The sequence below is a fragment of the Alkaliphilus peptidifermentans DSM 18978 genome (assembly GCF_900101495.1).
Lineage (GTDB): Bacteria > Bacillota > Clostridia > Peptostreptococcales > Natronincolaceae > Alkaliphilus_C > Alkaliphilus_C peptidifermentans.
In genome coordinates this window covers 89,779-110,786 of record NZ_FMUS01000007.1, presented here as the reverse complement: position 1 = coordinate 110,786, position 21,008 = coordinate 89,779, and the positions used below count along the sequence as shown (strand labels likewise).

At 35.6% G+C, this 21,008-nt stretch carries 14 protein-coding genes; 2 read left to right on the top strand and 12 right to left on the bottom strand.

Annotation, left to right across the window (positions count from 1 at the left end; all coding sequences use genetic code 11):
• Window positions 1-126: 126 nt before the first annotated feature.
• Complete coding sequence (locus BLP68_RS06950) at window positions 127-1,989, bottom strand: LTA synthase family protein (protein ID WP_176758902.1); 1,863 nt, start codon at window positions 1,987-1,989, stop codon at window positions 127-129.
• 284 nt (window positions 1,990-2,273) lie between these two features.
• Window positions 2,274-2,762 (bottom strand): dUTP diphosphatase, encoded by a 489-nt coding sequence (locus BLP68_RS06945; RefSeq protein WP_330389102.1) that lies wholly within the window; start codon window positions 2,760-2,762, stop codon window positions 2,274-2,276.
• A gap of 312 nt (window positions 2,763-3,074) precedes the next feature.
• Between BLP68_RS06945 and argH the strand changes: the two genes are divergently transcribed.
• Window positions 3,075-4,475 (top strand): argininosuccinate lyase, encoded by a 1,401-nt coding sequence (gene argH / locus BLP68_RS06940; RefSeq protein ID WP_091541659.1) that lies wholly within the window; start codon window positions 3,075-3,077, stop codon window positions 4,473-4,475.
• 24 nt (window positions 4,476-4,499) lie between these two features.
• On the opposite strand, the gene BLP68_RS06935 is transcribed toward argH, so the two are convergent.
• Both BLP68_RS06935 and BLP68_RS06930 read right to left on the bottom strand, forming a co-directional pair.
• Complete coding sequence (locus tag BLP68_RS06935; protein ID WP_091541657.1) at window positions 4,500-4,997, bottom strand: SEC-C metal-binding domain-containing protein; 498 nt, start codon at window positions 4,995-4,997, stop codon at window positions 4,500-4,502.
• Between the two features lie 67 nt (window positions 4,998-5,064).
• Window positions 5,065-6,444, bottom strand: coding sequence for an MATE family efflux transporter (locus tag BLP68_RS06930; protein ID WP_091541655.1), 1,380 nt, complete (start codon window positions 6,442-6,444; stop codon window positions 5,065-5,067).
• 212 nt (window positions 6,445-6,656) lie between these two features.
• On the opposite strand from BLP68_RS06930, the gene BLP68_RS06925 reads away from it, so the two are divergent.
• Entirely contained in the window at window positions 6,657-7,031 is a 375-nt protein-coding gene (locus tag BLP68_RS06925) for a class II SORL domain-containing protein (RefSeq protein ID WP_091541652.1), read from the top strand.
• A 76-nt stretch (window positions 7,032-7,107) separates the two neighbouring features.
• Here BLP68_RS06925 and BLP68_RS06920 read toward each other — a convergent pair whose 3' ends face one another.
• The 8 genes from BLP68_RS06920 to BLP68_RS06885 form a co-directional block, all read right to left on the bottom strand.
• The gene (locus tag BLP68_RS06920; protein WP_091541650.1) at window positions 7,108-7,890 is read right to left on the bottom strand and encodes a CPBP family intramembrane glutamic endopeptidase; all 783 of its coding nucleotides are present in this window, start codon (window positions 7,888-7,890) and stop codon (window positions 7,108-7,110) included.
• Between the two features lie 136 nt (window positions 7,891-8,026).
• Complete coding sequence (gene cls, locus BLP68_RS06915; RefSeq protein ID WP_091541647.1) at window positions 8,027-9,466, bottom strand: cardiolipin synthase; 1,440 nt, start codon at window positions 9,464-9,466, stop codon at window positions 8,027-8,029.
• Between the two features lie 33 nt (window positions 9,467-9,499).
• Complete coding sequence (locus tag BLP68_RS06910; RefSeq protein WP_091541644.1) at window positions 9,500-10,726, bottom strand: patatin-like phospholipase family protein; 1,227 nt, start codon at window positions 10,724-10,726, stop codon at window positions 9,500-9,502.
• A gap of 170 nt (window positions 10,727-10,896) precedes the next feature.
• Window positions 10,897-14,409 (bottom strand): pyruvate:ferredoxin (flavodoxin) oxidoreductase, encoded by a 3,513-nt coding sequence (gene nifJ, locus BLP68_RS06905; RefSeq protein WP_091541642.1) that lies wholly within the window; start codon window positions 14,407-14,409, stop codon window positions 10,897-10,899.
• A 302-nt stretch (window positions 14,410-14,711) separates the two neighbouring features.
• Window positions 14,712-14,897 carry an aspartyl-phosphate phosphatase Spo0E family protein gene (locus BLP68_RS06900; RefSeq protein ID WP_091541640.1) on the bottom strand — a complete coding sequence of 62 codons (186 nt, stop codon included), beginning with the start codon at window positions 14,895-14,897 and terminating at the stop codon, window positions 14,712-14,714.
• 71 nt (window positions 14,898-14,968) lie between these two features.
• Window positions 14,969-15,712, bottom strand: coding sequence for a SagB/ThcOx family dehydrogenase (locus tag BLP68_RS06895; RefSeq protein WP_091541638.1), 744 nt, complete (start codon window positions 15,710-15,712; stop codon window positions 14,969-14,971).
• A 158-nt stretch (window positions 15,713-15,870) separates the two neighbouring features.
• Entirely contained in the window at window positions 15,871-19,305 is a 3,435-nt protein-coding gene (locus BLP68_RS06890; RefSeq protein ID WP_091541636.1) for a pyruvate carboxylase, read from the bottom strand.
• A 523-nt stretch (window positions 19,306-19,828) separates the two neighbouring features.
• Complete coding sequence (locus tag BLP68_RS06885; protein WP_091541634.1) at window positions 19,829-20,905, bottom strand: NAD(P)H-dependent flavin oxidoreductase; 1,077 nt, start codon at window positions 20,903-20,905, stop codon at window positions 19,829-19,831.
• Between the last annotated feature and the right edge of the window lie 103 nt (window positions 20,906-21,008).

Below are 21,008 nucleotides of genomic sequence, written 5' to 3'. Positions count from 1 at the left end.
AATTAAATATGAGTAAAATAAAACCTGTAATTACTGCAACTAATACTTCTGCAGAATTACAGGTTTTATTTTGAATATTTTTTCTCATAACCACGTTAAGACAGTAAGCCTACAAGTCCATCCTTCTTATTGGTTATTAAAGAGAAGATCCGGATCGATGGCTTCAATGACATAGTCTTTCGTTTGGCTTAAAACATCTTTTGTCAGGGTGATTTGAGCCACATGGACGGTATCGCCGACCTCTAAATCCGGTAGTTCTGTCCATAAAGTGTTGGCATCCACAAAAACCGTATCCACTGGCCGATTGTTGATGCGAATGCTACTAAAGGTTGTGAACTGGGTACCTTTGACGGTCATACCGGTAGGTTCTAACACTATAGTGTCAATGGTGATAGGGAGAATGCCAAGGGTTAGTGACTTGGGTGCATAACCCGGTTCGCCGCCGTAAAGATAATAGTTGCCATATAGCATATCGTATTGTAAGGCGACTAGACGCTCTTGATAATCCCATTGATGGGCATAGTTTTGATGCAGTTTGGTCAAATAACCGTTGTTGATACCGGCATAGGACAATACTTGTGCGCTGAGTTGATAAGCATCAAGGTCCTGGTTGTCACCCTGCAAACCATAATTGCTCCAAATGACATATTCAGTCTGGAAACGGTTGCCATGCTTCAACTCTGCATCTGCAAATGGGATGCTGGGCAAATGGTCGCCGTAGAAGACAGCAATGGTCGGTTCCTCAAAATCTGATAAAGCAGCAATCAAATCGCCGATAAAGGCATCGGTTTCATAGAGTTGATGCAAATAATAAGTGTATGGGATTTGAAGACTATCATCCTCTAAGCCATCAAGAGTGATGAAGGTGGGGTCGTCAGTTGAAATATCCAGATACTTTCCGTGGGCTTGGACGGATATGGTAAAAACAAAATCCCTGTCTGGCGTTGCTTTTAATGCTTTAAAGATTTCTTTTGTTAATACCGCATCTCGTGCCCAACCGACGGGGGTATAGGTAATATCGTGCATATATTCGATGCCATTAAAACTGTCAAATCCCAGGTTGCCATAGATAAGATGGCGGTCATAAAAAGTGCTGGTGTTGTTATGGATGACATGACTATAATAACCGTAAGGTTCTAAATTGTAAGGCAGCGACTCCGTGGTATGTGTTTTTAGAATGGTTTTATAGGGGTACTCTCCGGCGCCAAAATAAGCCAGGTTCATACCTGTTAAAATTTCAAATTCTGTATTGGCTGTTCCGGCACCTACAGTGGGGACGGTTAGGTAGCCATGGGGAAAGTTCGCCTTTAGTTGCGTGAAATTTGGAATGGGATTTTCTGAAAATGACCAGTCAATTACTTGGTGGACATCAAAAAAACATTCTAATTGAACCATGATGATATTAGGACGCAGGCTAGGTGTTAAAGCGGTTAGTGTATCCAAATCATCTTTTATGCTTTGAATGGTCAAGACGTTGTAATCTTCTGGTTCTTTAATGCCTCGATCAATCAAGCTGGCTGAGAAGCAGTAGGCGAATCCATAATCATCATAAGCTTCAATCAGGTTACTGAAACTCTCGTTATAGGACTCTGAATTAACCGCAAAGGAATTGGCTACGATTAATGTGCTTAGAATCAGAGTAAAAACTAAGCTATGTTGTGCAAGGGCAACCTGCCTTTTGGGCAGTTTTTTCCATGCCATGCCAATAGCGAAAAAAGCTGCTAAAAAAGCCAGTAGGATTAAAACAATCTGAAAAAGACTGAAGTACATAAAAATCATGGTGATGGCAGACTTTAAAATAGCAAAATCTGGTCCGTTTAAAGGGGTGATCCGAATACTCAAGACAACCCAGTTGGCAATACCAAGGCCTATCCATATGACGCTAATCAGCACAAAAAAGAAATTTCTACGCTTAAAGAGCAAGGCGACAGATAACGTACATAATATAATCAAAAAGTTGGTGAAGAACATAAAAGGGTTTTGAGTCATATAAAATAAGCCCCCCAAAAACACTCTGCGGTTCAAACTTTCTACGACTAAAGTTAAGGTGAAAGCTAGTAATAGTACCAAATATAGTGAGGGTTGATCTAAGCGCTTTATAAAAGATTTAAATATTTTCACTGGTTTCATATACACACACACTTTCTGATACATATCATTATTTTTACTTATATTAAATCAAAAATAAAGAAAAAGTTCAAGAGGTTGATGATCCACCTGAGTGTTGACAGAACCATAACCCGGTGTATACCGAATGACATTAGGAATAATGCTTAATATCCCTCTGCCTGTCTCTGATGATTAATCTTATTCTTCATTAAATAGCTTTCTTCAATCTCCTTGTAATCAAATCCTAATCCTACCCCCAGTTTTACGAAGCTTTTCCACAGTTTTGTATAGTTTTCTTCCCTTTGATTAAACTGCAGGGCTGTAATATTTGCAAAAACCTCCATAAACTGACCTGTAACCGTTTCAGGAGCATTGATTTCTTCAAAGCTTAGGTATAAGAAACCCTTCTCTAGCCCTATACTTAGTATAAAATGTAGACAATCTACATATTCCTCTAAAATTACTTTCTTTTCTGCAGGACTTTTTAAGCTCCAGTACTTAAAGCATCTTGTTTCATTTGCCAATTCGCCCAGCTCCACCAATAGGGCTAGAATTTTACGAGGCACCAGGTCTTTCCCCTCCAGTTGATGCTCCTTTAATATCTTCATATCCAGCTCTTTTTGTATTTGAAAAAGCTTTTCTATATTCATCATTACTTCCTCCTGTAGTATGTAAATCTTTGTTATCTAATTTCACATTTTATCATAATTATGAATAGAAAACTATCCCTAGAAAAAAGCTATATAATAAGAGGACTTGTGTATGATTATGTATTGACTTGTATTATTATTTGATTTATCCTTATAATATGTACATAAATCAAGCTATTTCATAAAGCAGATTACTCACTGTATGCCTACTGCCTTTCTGAATTTTACTGCATATTTTAAAATTTATTTTATTATTTATGATACATATGCAAATTTAAAAATGAGTGTATTTATACATTTTAGGAGGTATTTCAAATGAAAAATATTAAAGAAAAGGCACTATGGAGTGGACGCTTTTCCAGTTCGCCTGCTGAAGTTATGCAGCAGTTTAGTCAATCCCTTGATATGGACTGGCATTTCTATAGTCAAGATATATTAGGAAGTAAGGCCCATGCCAAGATGCTCCATCATATTAATTTGATAGATGCAAATGAACTGGAGCAGCTTCTACAGGGCCTTGCTGAAATTGAGATGGAAATATTAGAGGGAAAGCTTGTTCCTAAAGTCTCATTAGAGGATGTCCACATGAACATAGAAGCACGACTTATTGAAAAATTAGGTCCATTGGGTGCTAAAATCCACACGGGTCGTTCGAGAAATGATCAAGTAGCCACAGACTACCGCCTTTTCATGAAGGCTGCAATTGAAAGCATCATGAATAAACTCATTAAATTTATGGAGGTTTTAACAAATAAGGCAAGTGATAACATAAATGTAATTATTCCAGGATTTACTCACCTACAGCATGCACAGCCTATTTCCCTTGGTCATTACTGGATGGCATATTTTTGGAAATTTGAGAGGGATTTAAAGAGATTTCAAAATGCTTACGAAACCACCAACGTAAATCCTTTGGGAGCTGGAGCTTTAGCTGGGTCTACTCTGCCATTAGATCGTGATTTTACACGAGTTGAATTAGGTTTTGATTCTACTACTGAAAACAGCTTAGATACTGTTTCTGATAGGGACTATCTTTTAGAGTTTTTGTTTGCTGCTTCCACCTTTATGCTAAACACCAGCCGTTTAAGCGAAGATTTAATTATTTGGTGTACATCGGAATTCGATTTTATTCAGCCCCCAGATTCCTTTTGCACCGGCTCCAGTATGATGCCTAATAAAAAGAATCCTGATGCTTTAGAACTGACAAGAGGAAAGACCAGTGGAGTTCTCAGTAGTTTATTAGACTTAATGGTTAATATCAAAGGCTTACCCTTAACCTATAATCGAGACCTACAGGAGGACAAGCGCCCAGTTTTCCACGCTATAGAAACCGTCAATATAGTTTTAGAGGTTCTTACTCCTCTTATTGCTGGAGTAAAGCCTAAGGAAGAAAAAATTGCTCCCCACTTGAAAAAAGGCTTTCTCCTTGCAACAGATGTGGCAGAATACCTAGTTTTAAAGGGTATCCCCTTCAGAGAAACCCATGAGATTGTGGGTAACTTGGTGCAATATTGTATTGGCGAAAACAAGGGCTTTGAAGACTTATCAATGGCTGAGTGGAAAAATAGTAATTCAATATTTGAAGAGGACATTTTGGATATTTTATCGGTGGAGGCTGCAGTTGACCGCAGAAATACCTACGGGGGCACTTCACGGAAGGAAGTTGAAAGACAGATTGAAAAGGGACGCCTGTTAATTGAAAAGACTCTAGTATAAACAACTAGAGCCTTTTTTTACATATTATTTTCCACAGCACTTCTTATATTTTTTTTCGCTTCCGCAAGGACAAGGGTCATTCCTACCAACTTTGTCGTCCTTAACAACAGTTTTACTTGAATTATATTCCTTCTTTATCTCTTTTTGCCTATCTTCTGTAAGGATGGAATTCCATTCCTCAAGTGTATATAACCATTCTGCTTTAGCGGCATGCATATTGTAGTACAGCTTATCAAACTCAATTGTGATATCTATTGTTGATTCTTCCTCTAACTCTTCTAGCTTTATGGATTCTACAAGACTTTCGTTGACACCATCTAAAAAGCCCAAGAAATATACTGGAGTTACATTATACTCCTGTGATAATTCCTTTATACTTCCTTTAAGATGTCCTTCCTTACTTTGAAGAATACTTTCATAAATCCCTTTTTCCATTTCGCAATAATTCTTCCAAAACTCATTGGCTTGCGTTTCTTCCTGTTCTTCAAAAGCTAACTGCTTCCACCCATCATATAAGCTCATTCACTAATTCTCCTTTGTATTCGTATTCCAATAATATTATAATACAAACTGTTGAAGGTTGCAATCCTTAAGCCTCTGCCTCCACAAGAAGAGACTTTGAATTATATATGTTTTTTCTCTTAAATAGAGTATAGCTTAATGTAAACCTAAATATTAGGTCCAATGACATGGCCACCCAAATTGCTGTTATGCCAAAGCCAAAATAAGATGTAAGGATGATTGAAAGGGGAATACGTATACCCCAAATTCCTGCTGCAGCAACTATCATAGGTACCTTTGTATGTCCCGCTCCCCTTAGGGCTCCATTTAAAACGCCAGACATATTTTGTGGAACTTGAACCATCCCCATAAACATTAAATATGTTACACCGATCTGAATAACTTCTTGTTGATCTGTCAATAGTCCCATAACTACAGAAGGGAAAAACACAAAAACTATTACTACTATACTGGTAATTGCCATAGATCCTTTAATAATTTCCTTTAAATACCTCTTTCCCATTTCTGGTTTATTTGCACCAAGGGATTGACCCATAAAGGCTGTTGCTGCTACGCCAAATCCTGCCGCTGGCATAAAAGATATGGATTCTGCCTGAAAGCCCAGCTGGTAGGCTGCAAGGGCAACCTCACCAAAGTTTAATATTATTTTTGTAAGTATAATTGCAGAAAACTGCCAAAATAAAGATTCCATAGCTGTAGGGCCACCGACACGGTAAACTGCTGATACCTCTTTAATATCAAAAGATATAATATCTTTTATAGTAATTTTCCCAACAACTCCAGCTTTACCGAATAATATGGTCAAACCAATAATAGCTGCAATAACTTGAGCTGTAACCGTTGCCATTGCAGAACCCTTCAGCCCCATGGAAGCAAATCCCAGATGCCCAAATATAAAAACATAATTCAAACAGACGTTTATAATATTCATAATTAATGCTATTTTCATTGGTGTTTTAGCATTGCCCATCCCTTGCAATATTCCCGCAACCACCAACGTAACTGCCAAAAAGGGTAACCCCCAAGAAACAGTTCTTAAATATAAAATCCCGTTTTCCAGTAATGGACCATTTTTCCCGAAAATTCTAAGTAGTATAGGGGCATTCCAATAAACCACCTGCTGCATTATTATTACCAGCACTATAGCTGACATCAATGTTTGCTTTACAATTTGCTTAAGCTTAGGTATGTTGTTGGCACCATAAGCTTGTGATACAAATACCGTTGCACCTGTAGTAACACCTCTAAACATAGCCCATATAAGCTGTGTTATACGCATGCTTATTCCTACCGCGGCAATAGAAACCGTATCAATTCGACCTATCATGGCCATAGCAACAAATCCAGCCATCATCTGGAGAACATTTTCTACTGTGATGGGCAGAATCATAGAATATATTTTTCGTCTAACTTCCAACTGTGATATCTTATTGGCTTCTATATCCATCTTTTCGTCTCCCTAAATTTTTTATATGCCAACCTTATTATACAATAAATATTAACTATTAGCATAAATTTTTATTATTATTTAATATCTATTGCACTATAAATTTTAGCTCTTTTTATTTATGAAAAATTTAATTATAATTTTTTGTTATTATGAGACTATTATGGTTATAAATATATTTAGAGTAAGTAAATAATTAAGGAGGTTTTTATATGAAATCAATAGGTAACTTATTACAATCAGGAGACTGGAAGGGCGAAAAGCATGTGCCAGTTATACATGCCCCGGCAAAGGTTAGCTCTGGTGAAAAGTTCGATTTAAAGATTACAATTGGTGATGCTATTGGTCACCCAAATTCATTTGAGCATTACATTGCCTGGTTTAAAGTATTCTTTCATCCAGAGGGAGGAAAGTTTCCAATAGAATTGGCTACTTTCAATTTTACTGCCCACGGCGAAGGTGACAATTTTACAGAGCCCGTAGGATTAACTACTGTTAAACTACAAAAATCAGGTACCATTCATGCTATAAGCTATTGTAATATTCATGGCTTATGGGAAAACACTCAAGAAATCACTATAGAATAAATACATAAACCCAGCACACCTAATTTTTAAAGGTTGCTGGGTTATTTTATGGAGCGGTTATTTAATTGCTACATAATTAAAGCAAATTGTAAATTATCAGTCCATTTATTGGTGCTAATATATTGAAAACCATGTGCACCAAAATACTGTGCTCTACATCCTTCTTTATAAGCATATATCCACAGACCAATCCCAGTGGCAATATTTGAATATATTTGATCCAATTATTTGTGAGTATATCAGAATGTAAAAACATCCATATCAATGTTGGAACTAACACAGCTACTACTTTGGTTACCTTATTTTTACCTAACCAATGTAAAAAGAGATTTACCCCTAAAAATCGAAATACTATTTCTTCACTTAAGGGGGCTAAAATAAATATAATTAGGAAGTTATTAAATGAAGATGCCCAATGTGACTTTTCAGAAATGTTTATTAAATCTGGATTTATCTGAGCGTTACTAAATCCTAGAATTGCTAGAGTCCAAATTGATAAAAACAAATTCATCAATAAAATTTGCTTCCAATCTATATTTTTCCATTTGAATTTTCCTTTTAAATAGCTGCTTCCCCTTAAATAGTTTATGTCTGATAAAGATTGAGCTCCCCTAAGCTGCCCCTTTAAAACTGCATAATTAATGAATAATCCGATAAACATTCCAAAAATAAACGGTAAGTCATAATTAATCATTAAAATGCTAGTTAAAATTGCACTAATGATGTTAAGTACAAGAAACAGATTAGCAACTTTTGTAGTCTTTGGCTTATACCTTATTGAGAAGTCTTTGGTGGCTTTATATAATACGATGGTAATTATTAGTGTTGCCAAGGAAATTATTCCATAAAAAAGTCCCATTTTTTTGTTTTGTCCCCCTTTAAGTATTTTTGTTCACATAATTATTTCGACATCAATAAATATCTTTATTGCTAAATTTTACAACCCTTTTAAATTCATTCTGATACAAATTTTCAACAGTCGGCAGGTATTGACTTTATAAAATTGGAGAAAATAGACGTGCCAGTGATTCTTTTACCCTGTAGGATACACCCCTCTTTTTATGGTCTTCCAGCATAATTTCTTTACTATCCTCCAAATCCAGTAAAAAATCTATTGTCATTTCTCTATTTACGTCAGTATCATAAATAAATGCATTAACTTCAAAATTCAAGCTGAAGCTACGTATATCTAGATTAGCTGTTCCAATACTGGAAAAATTGTTGTCTGCGATGACTATTTTGCTATGGATAAAGCCCTTTTGATACTCATATATTTTGACACCAGCTTCAAGAAGCTCCATAAAATGTGATCTTGATGCCCAAAACACAGTTTTATGATCGTATCTGCCTGGTAAAATTATTCTTACATCTATTCCACTAATGGCTGCTGTCTTTAAGGCGACTAATATACTCTCGTCAGGGATTAGGTATGGTGACACCATATATACCTTCTGTGTAGCAGACGTAAGTGCCGTGAAGTAGGCCTGATGTATGGATTCCCAATATGAGTCTGGTCCACTGGCGGCAATTTGAATCATTTGTTCACCGCAATGGGATTGTTTAGGAAAGTATCGTATACTATCTATCTCTTCTCCACTAACAAAGTACCAATCCATTAAAAAAATAGCCTGAAGTACATACAGTGCTTCACCCTTTATTTTTAGATGGGTATCCCTCCAAAAACCTAGCCGTGGGTTCTTTCCAAGGTATTCATCACCTATATTGACTCCACCTAAGAAACCTATCTTTCCATCAATAATTAGTATTTTCCTGTGATTCCTGTAATTCAATCGACTTCCAAAAAGAGGTATTGACACTGGTAAAAAAGCAAAAACTTCTATTCCTGCATCCCTCATTGCTGTAAAAAATTCTTTTTTTGCCTTCCAGCACCCCACCGCATCATATATTAGACGAACCTTGATACCAGCCGTTGCTTGCTCAATTAAAGCCTGTTGAATTTCAAATCCTATTTTACTTTCTTTAATTATAAAATATTCCATATGGATATGATCTTTGGCATTTCTTATTGCATCAAGAATTTCTCTATATGTGTTATCGCCATTTTTTAGTATCTTAGTTTCGTTATTAACTGTTATAGGAGAATGTGTATTATTCATCAATAATGGGATAAGCCTTCCCCTTAAGCCTTTAAATGCTTGCTTAAAAATATAGGTGTTTTGAGAGAAGGAGGCCTGCTCTTGTAATAGCTGTCTTAAAACCTCATAATCGTGTTTTCTCTTCTTTATAAAGGTTTTTTTCTTACGGTGATTCTGTCCAATATAAAGATAAAAGAAAATACCCACCACAGGCAATAGAATTAAAACAAGTAGCCATGCCATTGTTCTAGAAGGATTTCTATTTTCCATCACAATAATTATACTAATCAATATTGTCAGCACTGCTAAAAAATATGTTAGGTAGCTTAGAATGCTCAAGGGATCACCTCCAATCTATATTAATAAATTATACTACAAAGGTTTTAACAGGTTTTTTTCAAATTGCATAATAATGTTTAAAGCCTCCATTAAAAGCTTTTGTCTATCAAACTTTAATATAATATCGTCTATTATATCGGTATTAATTAAGAAGTCCTTTTTATTTTTTATTGGTATAAAAGGAATACTATTTATTGTGTCAATTATTTCTTCAAGTGTGTATATTTTATGGGCTTCCAGCTTCTTTAAAGAAGCTATCGCTTCGATTACTCCAAAGTATACATCACTATAGGTAGCTTCATTTCCAAGCTCCATAAGCTTAATAAATCTTGGTATAATCTCTTCTAAAATTAGTCTATTTAATGGTATATTATGTGGTAGTTTAAACAATTGCCCTAGTTTTTTTACTGCATTACTGTCTAAATTCATAAAAAAAGCCAATGCATCCTTTTCATTAATAACCCCTTCAATATAAAAAGTCTTGCCCTTTAAGCGTCTAAATACTTTTAATGTATCTAAATATCCAAGCATTATGTTTTGTCGTGCTCTATCTGTTGAAAAGTCTAAAATGTTTCCTAATGATTTTTGAGGGCTTATATATATTACCTCTAAATCCTTATGCTTAATTTTTCTAATTCTACCACTACCGAATAATCTAACAGCAATTATTTTACGATATCCCTTCTTATATAGCATTTCAAATGGCAAGTTATCATAAATTCCACCATCAATAAATAACTTACCATCAAGCTTCTTTGATTTAAACACAGGTAAATAAGCAGATGCCATTAGATAGTCTGCCATTTTGCCTATTGGTATTTGTTCTTTATAAATTTCTAAGGGTTTACGATCAGTAAGACAAACAGTTACAAATCCAAAATCTTTAGATGAGTTGCGGATCACATCTTCCCTTAATGTGTTTGTAATTAGATCCTGTAGGGGTTTATTATCAATGCCGAACCCTTTTATGGTTCTTCGAGCCTCTTCGAAAAATAGTTGCAAATTGTCGGAGGTTAGGTGATGTTCAGCAATCATCTCATATATACGATCATCAATATTCATGATTTTTGTTGGGGAAACATTATGCCATATTTCATGGGCTGTATCATAATCTCCTTGTATCATCAATGCACCATTTAAGGCCCCTACCGAAGTACCTGAAATACCTTGAAAGTCTAAGCCTAGCTCGTTAAAGGCCCGCCAAGCACCGATTTGATAGGCTCCTTTAGCGCCACCACCTTCTAGTGTTAATCCAATCATATAGAGCACCCCTCCTTCATTGTTATCCTTTAATCATTATACTCTAAAAAGGTAAAATTAAACACTCCATTGAGTTAGGTAGGAGGGTAAATTTAGATGATTTAATACCTATGTAATAAAAAAGACGAAGCAAGATTGCTTCGTCTTTTAGGTATTAGCTTAAATTATTATTAGTTTGCTAGCTTTGCATAGCTTTCATATCTTTCTTCTGCTTCTTTTTGAGCTTTAATAAATAACTCCTCAGCAATCTCTGGGAAGCTGTTTACTAGTGAAGCATAACGAACTTCACCCATTAAGAATTCCTTAAAGGAAGCCTTAGGCTCTTTAGAGTCAAGAGTAAAAGGATTCTTACCTTGTTCCTTCAACTCTGGGTTGAATCTGTATAGATGCCAGTATCCAGCCTCTACAGCCTTTTTAGACTGCTCTTGCGTCTTACCCATACCCGCTTTAATTCCATGGGCAATACAAGGTGAGTATGCTATTACTACAGAAGGTCCTTTATATGCTTCTGCTTCCTTCATAGCTTTAATAAGCTGGTTCTTATCTGCTCCCATAGCTACTTGTGCAACATATACATATCCGTAGCTCATTGCGATCATACCTAAGTCCTTCTTCTTGGTCTTTTTACCAGAAGCAGCAAACTTAGCAATTGAAGCAGTCGGACTAGCCTTTGAAGATTGTCCTCCAGTATTAGAATAAACTTCTGTATCCATAACTAGTATGTTAACATCTTCTCCTGAAGCTATAACATGATCTAATCCACCAAATCCAATGTCATAAGCCCAGCCATCTCCACCAAAAATCCATTGAGATTGCTTAATTAGGTATTGCTTCTTTTCAACTATCTCGTCTACAATAGCATTACCCTTTGCAGCTTCAAGCAATGGAAGTAGTCTGAAGGTAGCTTCCTTTGATCCTTTACCTTCTTCTTTATTTTCTAACCAGAATTTAAAGGCATCCTTTAATTCTGTAGATAAATCTGACTCTAAACCTTCCTCCATTAAATCAGCAAGTCTTGCTCTAATTTGTTGAACTCCTAAGAACATACCATATCCAAATTCTGCGTTATCTTCAAATAGAGAGTTAGCCCACGCTGGACCTCTTCCGTCTGCATTTTTACAATATGGTACAGATGGTGCACTACCACCATAGATTGATGAACAGCCAGTTGCATTCGCCACCATCATTCTATCGCCAAATAATTGAGTAATTAACTTAACATAAGGAGTTTCTCCACAACCTGCACATGCACCTGAGAACTCAAATAGAGGTTGAGCAAATTGGCTTCCTTTAACTGTTTCAATATTTGTTAAATGTGATTTATCAGAAACTGTTGTTACGTAATTCCAATTATCTTTTTGCTCCACTATTTGTGGTTCAACTGGTTCCATCACCAATGCCTTACCCTTTGGAGCTGGACAAATATCGGCACAGTTTCCACAACCTGTACAGTCTAATGGACTTACTTGGATTCGATATTGTAATCCATCAAATTCTTTACCCATGGCTTTTAATGTGTCCATACCTTCTGGTGCATTTTTAACTTCTTCTGCGTCCAGTAGGATTGGTCTTATGGCTGCATGTGGGCAAACGTATGAACATTGATTACATTGAATACAGGTTTCCTTTTTCCACTCAGGTACATGAACAGCTATACCTCTCTTCTCGAATGCTGAAGTTCCAAGAGGGAAGGTTCCATCTTCTGTTCCAACGAATGCACTAACTGGAAGAATATCACCATTTTGTGCGTTCATTGGTCTTAAAATATTCTTGATGAAATCTGGCTCTTCTACCGCAGCCGCTGCTTCATCAGTTGCTCCAGACCAAGAAGCAGGAACATCTATCTTTGTTATTGCATTTACACCTCGATCAACTGCTTCATTGTTCATTTTAACAATCTTTTCACCTTTACTTCCATAAGCATCTACAATAGCATCCTTTAGGTACTTCACAGCATCTTCTACAGGAATAACCTCAGCTAGCTTAAAGAAGGCTGATTGACAAATCATATTAATTCTTCCACCTAAACCAATCTCAGATGCAATATCAGTTGCATTAATGGTATAGAAGTTTATATTGTTATCTGCAATATATTTTTTCATTGCTGCTGGAAGCTTTTCAGACAATTCTTCTGGCGTCCATATACAGTTTAATAGGAAATTTCCACCTTTTTTCAAGCCCTTTAACAGGTCATATTGATGTACATAGGCTTGGTTATGACAGGCAACAAAATCAGCCTCATCAATTAGGTAAGTTGATTTAATTGGCTTATTACCAAAACGCAAGTGAGAAATTGTTACTCCACCAGACTTCTTAGAGTCATAAGAGAAGTAAGCTTGAGCGAACATATCAGTGTTGTCACCAATGATTTTGATAGCACTCTTATTTGCTCCAACTGTACCATCAGAACCTAGGCCCCAGAATTTACAGCGAATTGTTCCCTTAGGGGCAGCATTTACATTTGCTTCTACTGGAAGTGATGTGTTGGTAACATCATCAACAATACCAAGAGTAAATCTATCCTTTGGTTGACTGGCTTTTAAATTATTAAATACTGCTACTACTTGTGCAGGTGTTGTATCTTTAGATCCAAGTCCATATCTACCACCAACTATTAGTGGAGCATTTTCTTTTCCAAAGAACATTGATTTAATATCTAAATGTAATGGTTCTGCCAGTGCTCCCGGTTCCTTTGTTCTATCAATAACAGAAATTCTCTTAACAGTTTTAGGAAGTACATCAAAGAAGTACTTTTCAGAGAAAGGTCTATAAAGATGAACCTTAATAACCCCTACCTTTTCGCCTTTTTCCATTAAATAATCTACTGTTTCTTCTATTGTATCTGTTATTGAACCCATTGCGATGATTATGTTTTCAGCATCTTCTGCTCCGTAGTAGTTGAATGGTGCATAATCTCTACCTGTTAACTTATTAATTTCCTTCATATAGTCATTTACTAAATCAGGTATTTCATCATAGAATCTATTGGCTGCTTCTTTAGCTTGGAAGAAGATATCTGGGTTTTGAGCAGTTCCTCTTAAAACAGGATTTTCTGGATTTAATGCATTGTTTCTGAAAGCTTTTAATGCATCCCAATCTAAAAGCTTAGCAAATTCATCATATTCGATAACTTCTATCTTTTGCATTTCATGTGAGGTTCTAAATCCATCAAAGTAATGAATAAATGGAACTCTTCCTTTAATAGCAGCTAAATGCGCTATTCCACCTAAGTCCATTACTTCTTGAACGCTACCAGTTGCCAGTAATGCACATCCTGTCTGTCTTGCAGACATTACATCAGAGTGGTCTCCAAAGATAGATAGCGCATGTCCTGCAACAGCACGGGCACTTACATGGAATACTCCTGGTAGTAATTCCCCTGCAATTTTATACATATTAGGAATCATTAAAAGCAAGCCCTGTGACGCTGTAAATGTAGTTGTTAAAGCTCCTGCAGCAAGTGATCCGTGTACTGCCCCAGCAGCCCCTGCCTCCGACTGCATTTCAGTTACCTTTACTGTTTGGCCAAAGATATTCTTTTGACCATACGAACTCCACTCATCAACATTTTCAGCCATGTTAGATGATGGAGTAATAGGATAAATAGCTGCAACATCAGTAAATGCATAAGCCACATATGCAGCGGCCGCGTTACCGTCCATGGTTTTCATCTTTCTTGCCATTATATTTCCTCCCTTTATAAATTATTTATATTGATCTATCTTTCAACGATAGAAACAATGTATCTTGTATACCATTTCATTATATAAAAAAACTGAAGATATTTATAGTGCAACTTTTTTTAATCGTTATCCTTTTTTTGTATTGCTTTCATAATATTCTATCTTTTCATATTTACCCCAGAAACAAGGTAGTTTATAGATTAAAATTCTAGCACTACAGAAGATTTCGTCATATAAAAACGTTTTCCTGCAATATTAATAAAAAATTAACATGATTTATAATTAATCATGTTAATGAAGGTTTAATCATCATTCGATTCTTCTTTATTATTGTTAATATACTCTATAATAAGTCTATCTAGTTGTTGACTAAGTTTCATAGTCTCCTTATTCATAAAATTTCCATCTTGCACCAATAGGTTTAACTTATTTCTTGTTTTCTCGATTTTCTTTTTTAGTTCCTGTAGCTTTTTTTCATCACAAGTCAATTTTTCTACCTCACTTTATAAATAAACATTCATTCATATATTTCTTTTATTAATTAAAATAGAATGATATATTACACTTTACCGATGGGTGCCATATATACGACAAACTCTTCTTCTCCATCTATATTTAAAAGTAAATCAGCTGCCTCCTGATGGTATGCCGCTATAGCACAGGTCCCCAATCCAATTGCCTCACAGGCTAAATAAAGATTTTGACAAAGGTGTCCAGCATCTAATAGCATAGTCTTATGGGCTGCTACATTATATCGCCACTCACTTCTATATGGAATACAGCTCCATATAAAAATTACAGAACCTTTTGCAGCAAATTTTTGTCCTAAAGTTATTTCCGTTACCTTCTCCTTAAAGCCCTCGTCTTCTTTAACTAGACAAAGTTGATGACTTAAGGCTAAATAACGATAAATTCCTGGTTTTAAACCCTTTACTGTATTTACAAAGATGTAGGTTTCAAAGGGGTGCCTTGCTCCACCAGAAGGTACAGTTCTTATGGTGGCATAGTTGTCACCTTTGATAGTATCCACTCCCTGGGTTGCCCATAATAAGTAGCCTAGTTCATCTAAGTCCATTTCGTAATTTTGATATTTCCTATGACTTCTACGTTCTTCTATTGCTTTATGGAAATCTTTCTTTATAATACTGGCATCTATTTTAGGTAGTTCAATTTTCTCGCCATCAATTTCTGTTGATTTTTCTAGGGGTGGTTGCTGTATTTCTTTATTCTGATCCGTCTCAATATCATCCAATAATTTAAAGTTAGCCTTCATAAATTGTCTGTTAGCTTTTATTGATTCCATGTAACCTCTCCTTTATAAAATATTTATTAATTATAGTATTCTATTCTTAGTTCCACATACCTTCCATTTTTTGTGATTAATTACATGAAATTTTTACCTATGGTATTTTTTTGTTTTCAACAAAAATAATCCCTCTGTAACGAGGGATTATTTCATCTTTATTTAAGTTTTATTAACAATTCACCAGCTTTTACCTGTTGGTTTTCCTTCACCTTTATTGACTCAACAATTCCCTTAAGAGGGGATGTAATATTTGTTTCCATTTTCATCGCCTCCACCACCAGGAGACTCTGGTTCTCCTCAACGGCTTCTCCTTCTTTTACTAACACCTTAATAACTGTTCCTGGTATACTTGCACCAATCTCATTCTTATCATCTGGGTCGGCTAGCTTTACAAATTCAACTTTGTTCTCAAGACCAGATGCTTTATCATGAATTGGTATTTCCCTTCTATTCCCATTCACTTCGAAAACTACAGACCTATTACCCTCATTATCTAACTTCCCAATTTCCAAAAGCTTAATAATTAATATCTTTCCATCTGCTATTTCTACTTCGCAGGTTTCTCCTTCAAACAGTCCATGGAAAAAAACATCGCTACCCATTCTACTAAGGTCACCATATTCTTTAATATATTGAAGATACTCTTCAAAAACCTTTGGATACAGAGCGTAACTCAGAATTTCCTTCTCTGTTGGAGCTATATTATAATTCTCATTTAAATATTTAGCTATGCTTTCAAAATTTTCAGGATCTAACATCTCCCCTGGTCTACAGGATATACTCTTTTCTCCCTTGAGCACCAGCTCCTGTAATTTCTCAGGGAATCCTCCCATCGGTTGACCCATCATACCTTTAAAATATGAAACAACAGAATCTGGATATGTCATTTCTTTACCTTTGTCGTAAATATTTTCTGGTGTTAAATCATTTTGCACCATAAATATTGCAAGGTCACCAACCATCTTGGATGATGGTGTTACCTTTACAATATCCCCCACCATCTCATTAACGATTTTATACATTTCCTTTACTTCCTTAAATCGGTGTCCTAAACCAAAGCTTTCAACCTGTGGCTTAAGATTAGAATATTGTCCACCTGGAATTTCATATTTATATACCTCTGTAGTACCTGACTTTAACTCTGACTCAAATTGACTATATACAGGCCTTACCGCACCCCAATAGCTCGAGATTTCTTCTACATCATCAAGATTTATTTCAGTTGCACGGGTGGTATTTTCCAATGCTGCAACTACCGAGTTTAGTGCAGGTTGACTGGTTAGTCCTGACATACTATTAAATGCTGTATCTATTATATCTACTCCAGCTTCTGCTGCCATTAAAACCGTTGAAACTCCATTTCCACTGGTATCATGAGTATGAAGGTGTATAGGCATAGACACCTCATTTTTTAATGCTTTAATCAGTTTTTCTGCTGCATATGGCTTTAATAACGCTGCCATATCCTTAATTGCAAGGATATGGGCACCTGTCTTCTCAATTTCTTTTGCCATGTCTACATAATACTTTAATGAGTATTTATCTCTTGTAGTATCTAATATGTCACCAGTATAACAGATACAAGCCTCTGCAATTTTATTGCATTTTAAAACCTCATCTATAGAAATTTCCATCCCCTTCAACCAGTTTAAAGAGTCAAAAATTCTAAAAACATCAATTCCAGCGGTTGCAGACTCTTGAATAAACTTCCTAATTACATTATCCGGATAATTTTTATATCCTACCGCATTACTACCACGAATCAGCATTTGAAATAGAATATTAGGTATTTTCTTTCTCAATTCCTCTAGCCTGGTCCAAGGCGATTCCTTCAAGAACCTATAGGATACGTCAAAGGTTGCTCCACCCCACATTTCTATTGAGAATAAGTCCTTTGCCAATACAGAAGTTGCCTTTGCAATTTTTGTCATATCTCTAGTTCTGACTCTAGTAGCCATCAAGGATTGGTGAGCATCCCTCATTGTGGTATCTGTTAATAGTAGTTTTTGCTGTGACCTAATCCATTCTACTACTGCTTCCGGACCTCCACTATCTAGTATTTGCTTTGTTCCAGAAATGTCATTCGGTCTAACTATACTTGGGACAATAGGAACATCAAACTCCTTTTTATTACCTTGTGTTTCATTCACAACCTTTTCACCAATATATCTTAAAACTTTTAGCTCTTTATCAGTTTTTGGTGCAATATCGAATAGCGATGGATGCTCTGCAATAAAACCAGTATGGCACTCTCCTTTTATAAAGGTTTCATGATTTAACACATTTATTAAAAAGCCCATATTGGTTTTAACTCCTGTAATTTTTAACTCCTTAATTGAACGTATGGATTTTCTAATTGCATCGTCGAAGTTTCGTGACCATGCAGTTACCTTAACCAAAAGACTATCATAATAGGGACTCACATTAGCACCGGCAAAGCCGTTACCTCCGTCTAGTCTGATGCCAAAGCCTGAGCCAGTCCTGTATATATCTATTTTACCTGTATCAGGAGCAAATTGATTTGCAGGATCTTCTGTAGTAACTCTGCACTGAATTGCATAGCCTCTTGTAGTAACATCCCCTTGTTCTTTTATTCCAATTTCCGAAGATGCCAAAGGGTATCCTTGAGCAACTAGAATTTGATTTTGTACTATATCTATCCCTGTCACCATTTCTGTTACTGTATGCTCTACCTGTATCCTGGGGTTCATTTCAATGAAATAATGATTGCCATGGATATCCACAAGAAATTCTACTGTCCCTGCATTACTATAATTAACTGCTCTAGCAATCTTCAATGCATCTTCACAAATTTCACTGCGCTTTTCTTCTGATATAGTGATGGCTGGTGTAAATTCTATGAGCTTTTGATGTCGTCTTTGAATAGAGCAATCCCTTTCAAATAAATGAACTATATTTCCATATTGATCACCTAATATTTGAACCTCTATATGCTTTGGTTTTTCCAAATATTTTTCTATGAAAATATCTTCTATTCCAAAAGCTTTTTTTGCTTCGTTTTTTGCACTATAGAAGGCATCTATTAGGTCTTCTTCTCGGTGCACTATTCTCATGCCTCTGCCACCACCACCGGCTGCAGCCTTAACCATAACTGGATATCCACAGAAGTTAGCAAATTCTTTAGCTTCATTTTCGTTTTCAATGGGTTTTTCTATTCCTGGGATAGTAGGAACATTTGCATTTTTAGCTACTATTTTAGATTGTATTTTATCTCCAAGCTTTTCAATCATAGTATAGTCTGGTCCTATGAATTCAACTCCTGCTTCCTTACATTTCCTGGCAAATTCTGGATTTTCCGCAAGAAATCCATAGCCAGGATGTATTGCATCTACACCTTTTTTCAAGGCAAGGCCTATTATCTCATCTATACTTAAATAAGCATCTATTGGACCTTTATTTTTACCAATTAAATAGGATTCATCTGCCTTTGTCCTAAAAAGAGAGGTTTTATCTTCATTTGAATAGATGGCCACAGTTCTAATACCCAGTTCATTGCAAGCTCTAAATATTCTTATGGCAATTTCCCCTCTATTTGCCACTAAAACTCGTTTAAATTTTTTTACATTCATAGCTTTTCACACTCCAAACACGTAATTTTTAATATATATTATGCATAATTATTCATCGGCATTAATATTTATTTTTTCGGGTAATAAATATGATTATACAACAAATACAACAGTGTTTCAACAATATTTTATTATGTGTATTTTCTATATTATCATTACATTTTTATGTATAAATATTTTTTTATGTTAATCTTCAGTAAATTGCAGGTATGGTTATATAATCTTACAAAAACCAAATTAAAATGCTCCCTTTTTAAGGGAGCACGGGGTTGTTGAAAAACCTTGATATTTTCAAAGGTATTAACAAACAAAAAATCAAGCTATATATATTTCTTCATTTCATCCGCAGTCTTTCTAAGATTGTTTTCAAACCATATTATTTCAATATCATGTATTGTACAAATAACCATTATTAAAACACACAAAATGAAAATTGAGCCATAGATTTACTCTGACTCAATTTAAATAATGTAAGTTATACAATTAAAAAACTACTAGTTTGAAGGGGTATTGGCCCCTGTTATTACCCCAAAGCTATTAATGTCTCATTTACCAATTCCTTCATCAATTCCTTAACAGGAATTATCTTTTTCAATTTATGAGCATTTTGCCCCACAAATATTAGACCATTATCAACATCTCCAATTACTGCATTTATTAAAGCTGTTGATATACAGTAAGGGCTTTTACCAGGGTCACAAGGCTTTAAACAATTATAGCATTTGGTTATAGGAATATTGTCCAGCTCTAATTTTTTTATAAAATCATTTCTAATGGCTCTCCCTGGCATGCCGACTGGGCTTTTTACTAGTACAATATCCTCTTCCTCAGCATTAATATAGGCTTCTTTATACTTGATATGAGCATCACATTCATCAGTGGCTGCAAACCTCGTTGCCATTTGAACACCTGCAGCTCCAATTTTTAGATATTTAGCTATTTCATTCCCATCATATATACCACCAGCTGCAACAACTGGAATTTCTTTATCACTGGCTTCACGGAAAGGCTTTAATGCCTCTATTACCTCCTTAACAATTGAGAATAGGTCAGGCTTTTCTTCCTTCTGTAATTCTTCCATGGAAAAACCTAGGTGTCCTCCTGCTTCTGGCCCTTCAACAATTACCATATCTGGTAGATAATCAAATTTTCGTTGCCATACCTTTGCAATAAGTGCAGCAGCCTTTCCTGATGAAACTATTGGTGCTATTTTAGTTCCTGATCCCTTAACAAGGGCTGGAAGCTCTGTTGGTAATCCGGCACCTGAAATAATAATATCTATTTTTTCTTCCACAGCAGCCTTAACCATATCTTTATAATTATTAATAGCCACCAGCAGATTTACACCCAAAATACCCGTTGGACTTAGTTCCCTTGCTTTTCTTATCTCTTTTTTAAGTCCTCTTACATTGGCATCATCATTATTGGTTTCGAAATCTGGTTCTCGAAATCCTATTTGCACTCCAGAAATTATCCCAATTCCACCAGCATTTGCTACCGATGAAGCAAGACGTGATAATGAAACTCCTACTCCCATTCCTCCCTGGATTATAGGGATTGGGGAAATTAACTCACCTATTCGAAGTGGTGGTAAATTCATGTCATCGACTCCTTGAAAATTATTTGTTTATTTATAAAATATTTTATCACATATTAAGGACAAGTATAGCTATATTTTTACTAAAATAGAATAAATATTGAAA

Coding starts and splice junctions, on each gene's coding strand:
- BLP68_RS06950 (WP_176758902.1), bottom strand. CDS start 1,989: ATGACTCAAAACCCTTTTATGTTCTTCACCAACTTTTTGATTATATTA.
- BLP68_RS06945 (WP_330389102.1), bottom strand. CDS start 2,762: ATGATGAATATAGAAAAGCTTTTTCAAATACAAAAAGAGCTGGATATG.
- argH (WP_091541659.1), top strand. CDS start 3,075: ATGAAAAATATTAAAGAAAAGGCACTATGGAGTGGACGCTTTTCCAGT.
- BLP68_RS06935 (WP_091541657.1), bottom strand. CDS start 4,997: ATGAGCTTATATGATGGGTGGAAGCAGTTAGCTTTTGAAGAACAGGAA.
- BLP68_RS06930 (WP_091541655.1), bottom strand. CDS start 6,444: ATGGATATAGAAGCCAATAAGATATCACAGTTGGAAGTTAGACGAAAA.
- BLP68_RS06925 (WP_091541652.1), top strand. CDS start 6,657: ATGAAATCAATAGGTAACTTATTACAATCAGGAGACTGGAAGGGCGAA.
- BLP68_RS06920 (WP_091541650.1), bottom strand. CDS start 7,890: ATGGGACTTTTTTATGGAATAATTTCCTTGGCAACACTAATAATTACC.
- BLP68_RS06910 (WP_091541644.1), bottom strand. CDS start 10,726: ATGATTGGATTAACACTAGAAGGTGGTGGCGCTAAAGGAGCCTATCAA.
- nifJ (WP_091541642.1), bottom strand. CDS start 14,409: ATGGCAAGAAAGATGAAAACCATGGACGGTAACGCGGCCGCTGCATAT.
- BLP68_RS06895 (WP_091541638.1), bottom strand. CDS start 15,712: ATGGAATCAATAAAAGCTAACAGACAATTTATGAAGGCTAACTTTAAA.
- BLP68_RS06890 (WP_091541636.1), bottom strand. CDS start 19,305: ATGAATGTAAAAAAATTTAAACGAGTTTTAGTGGCAAATAGAGGGGAA.
- BLP68_RS06885 (WP_091541634.1), bottom strand. CDS start 20,905: ATGAATTTACCACCACTTCGAATAGGTGAGTTAATTTCCCCAATCCCT.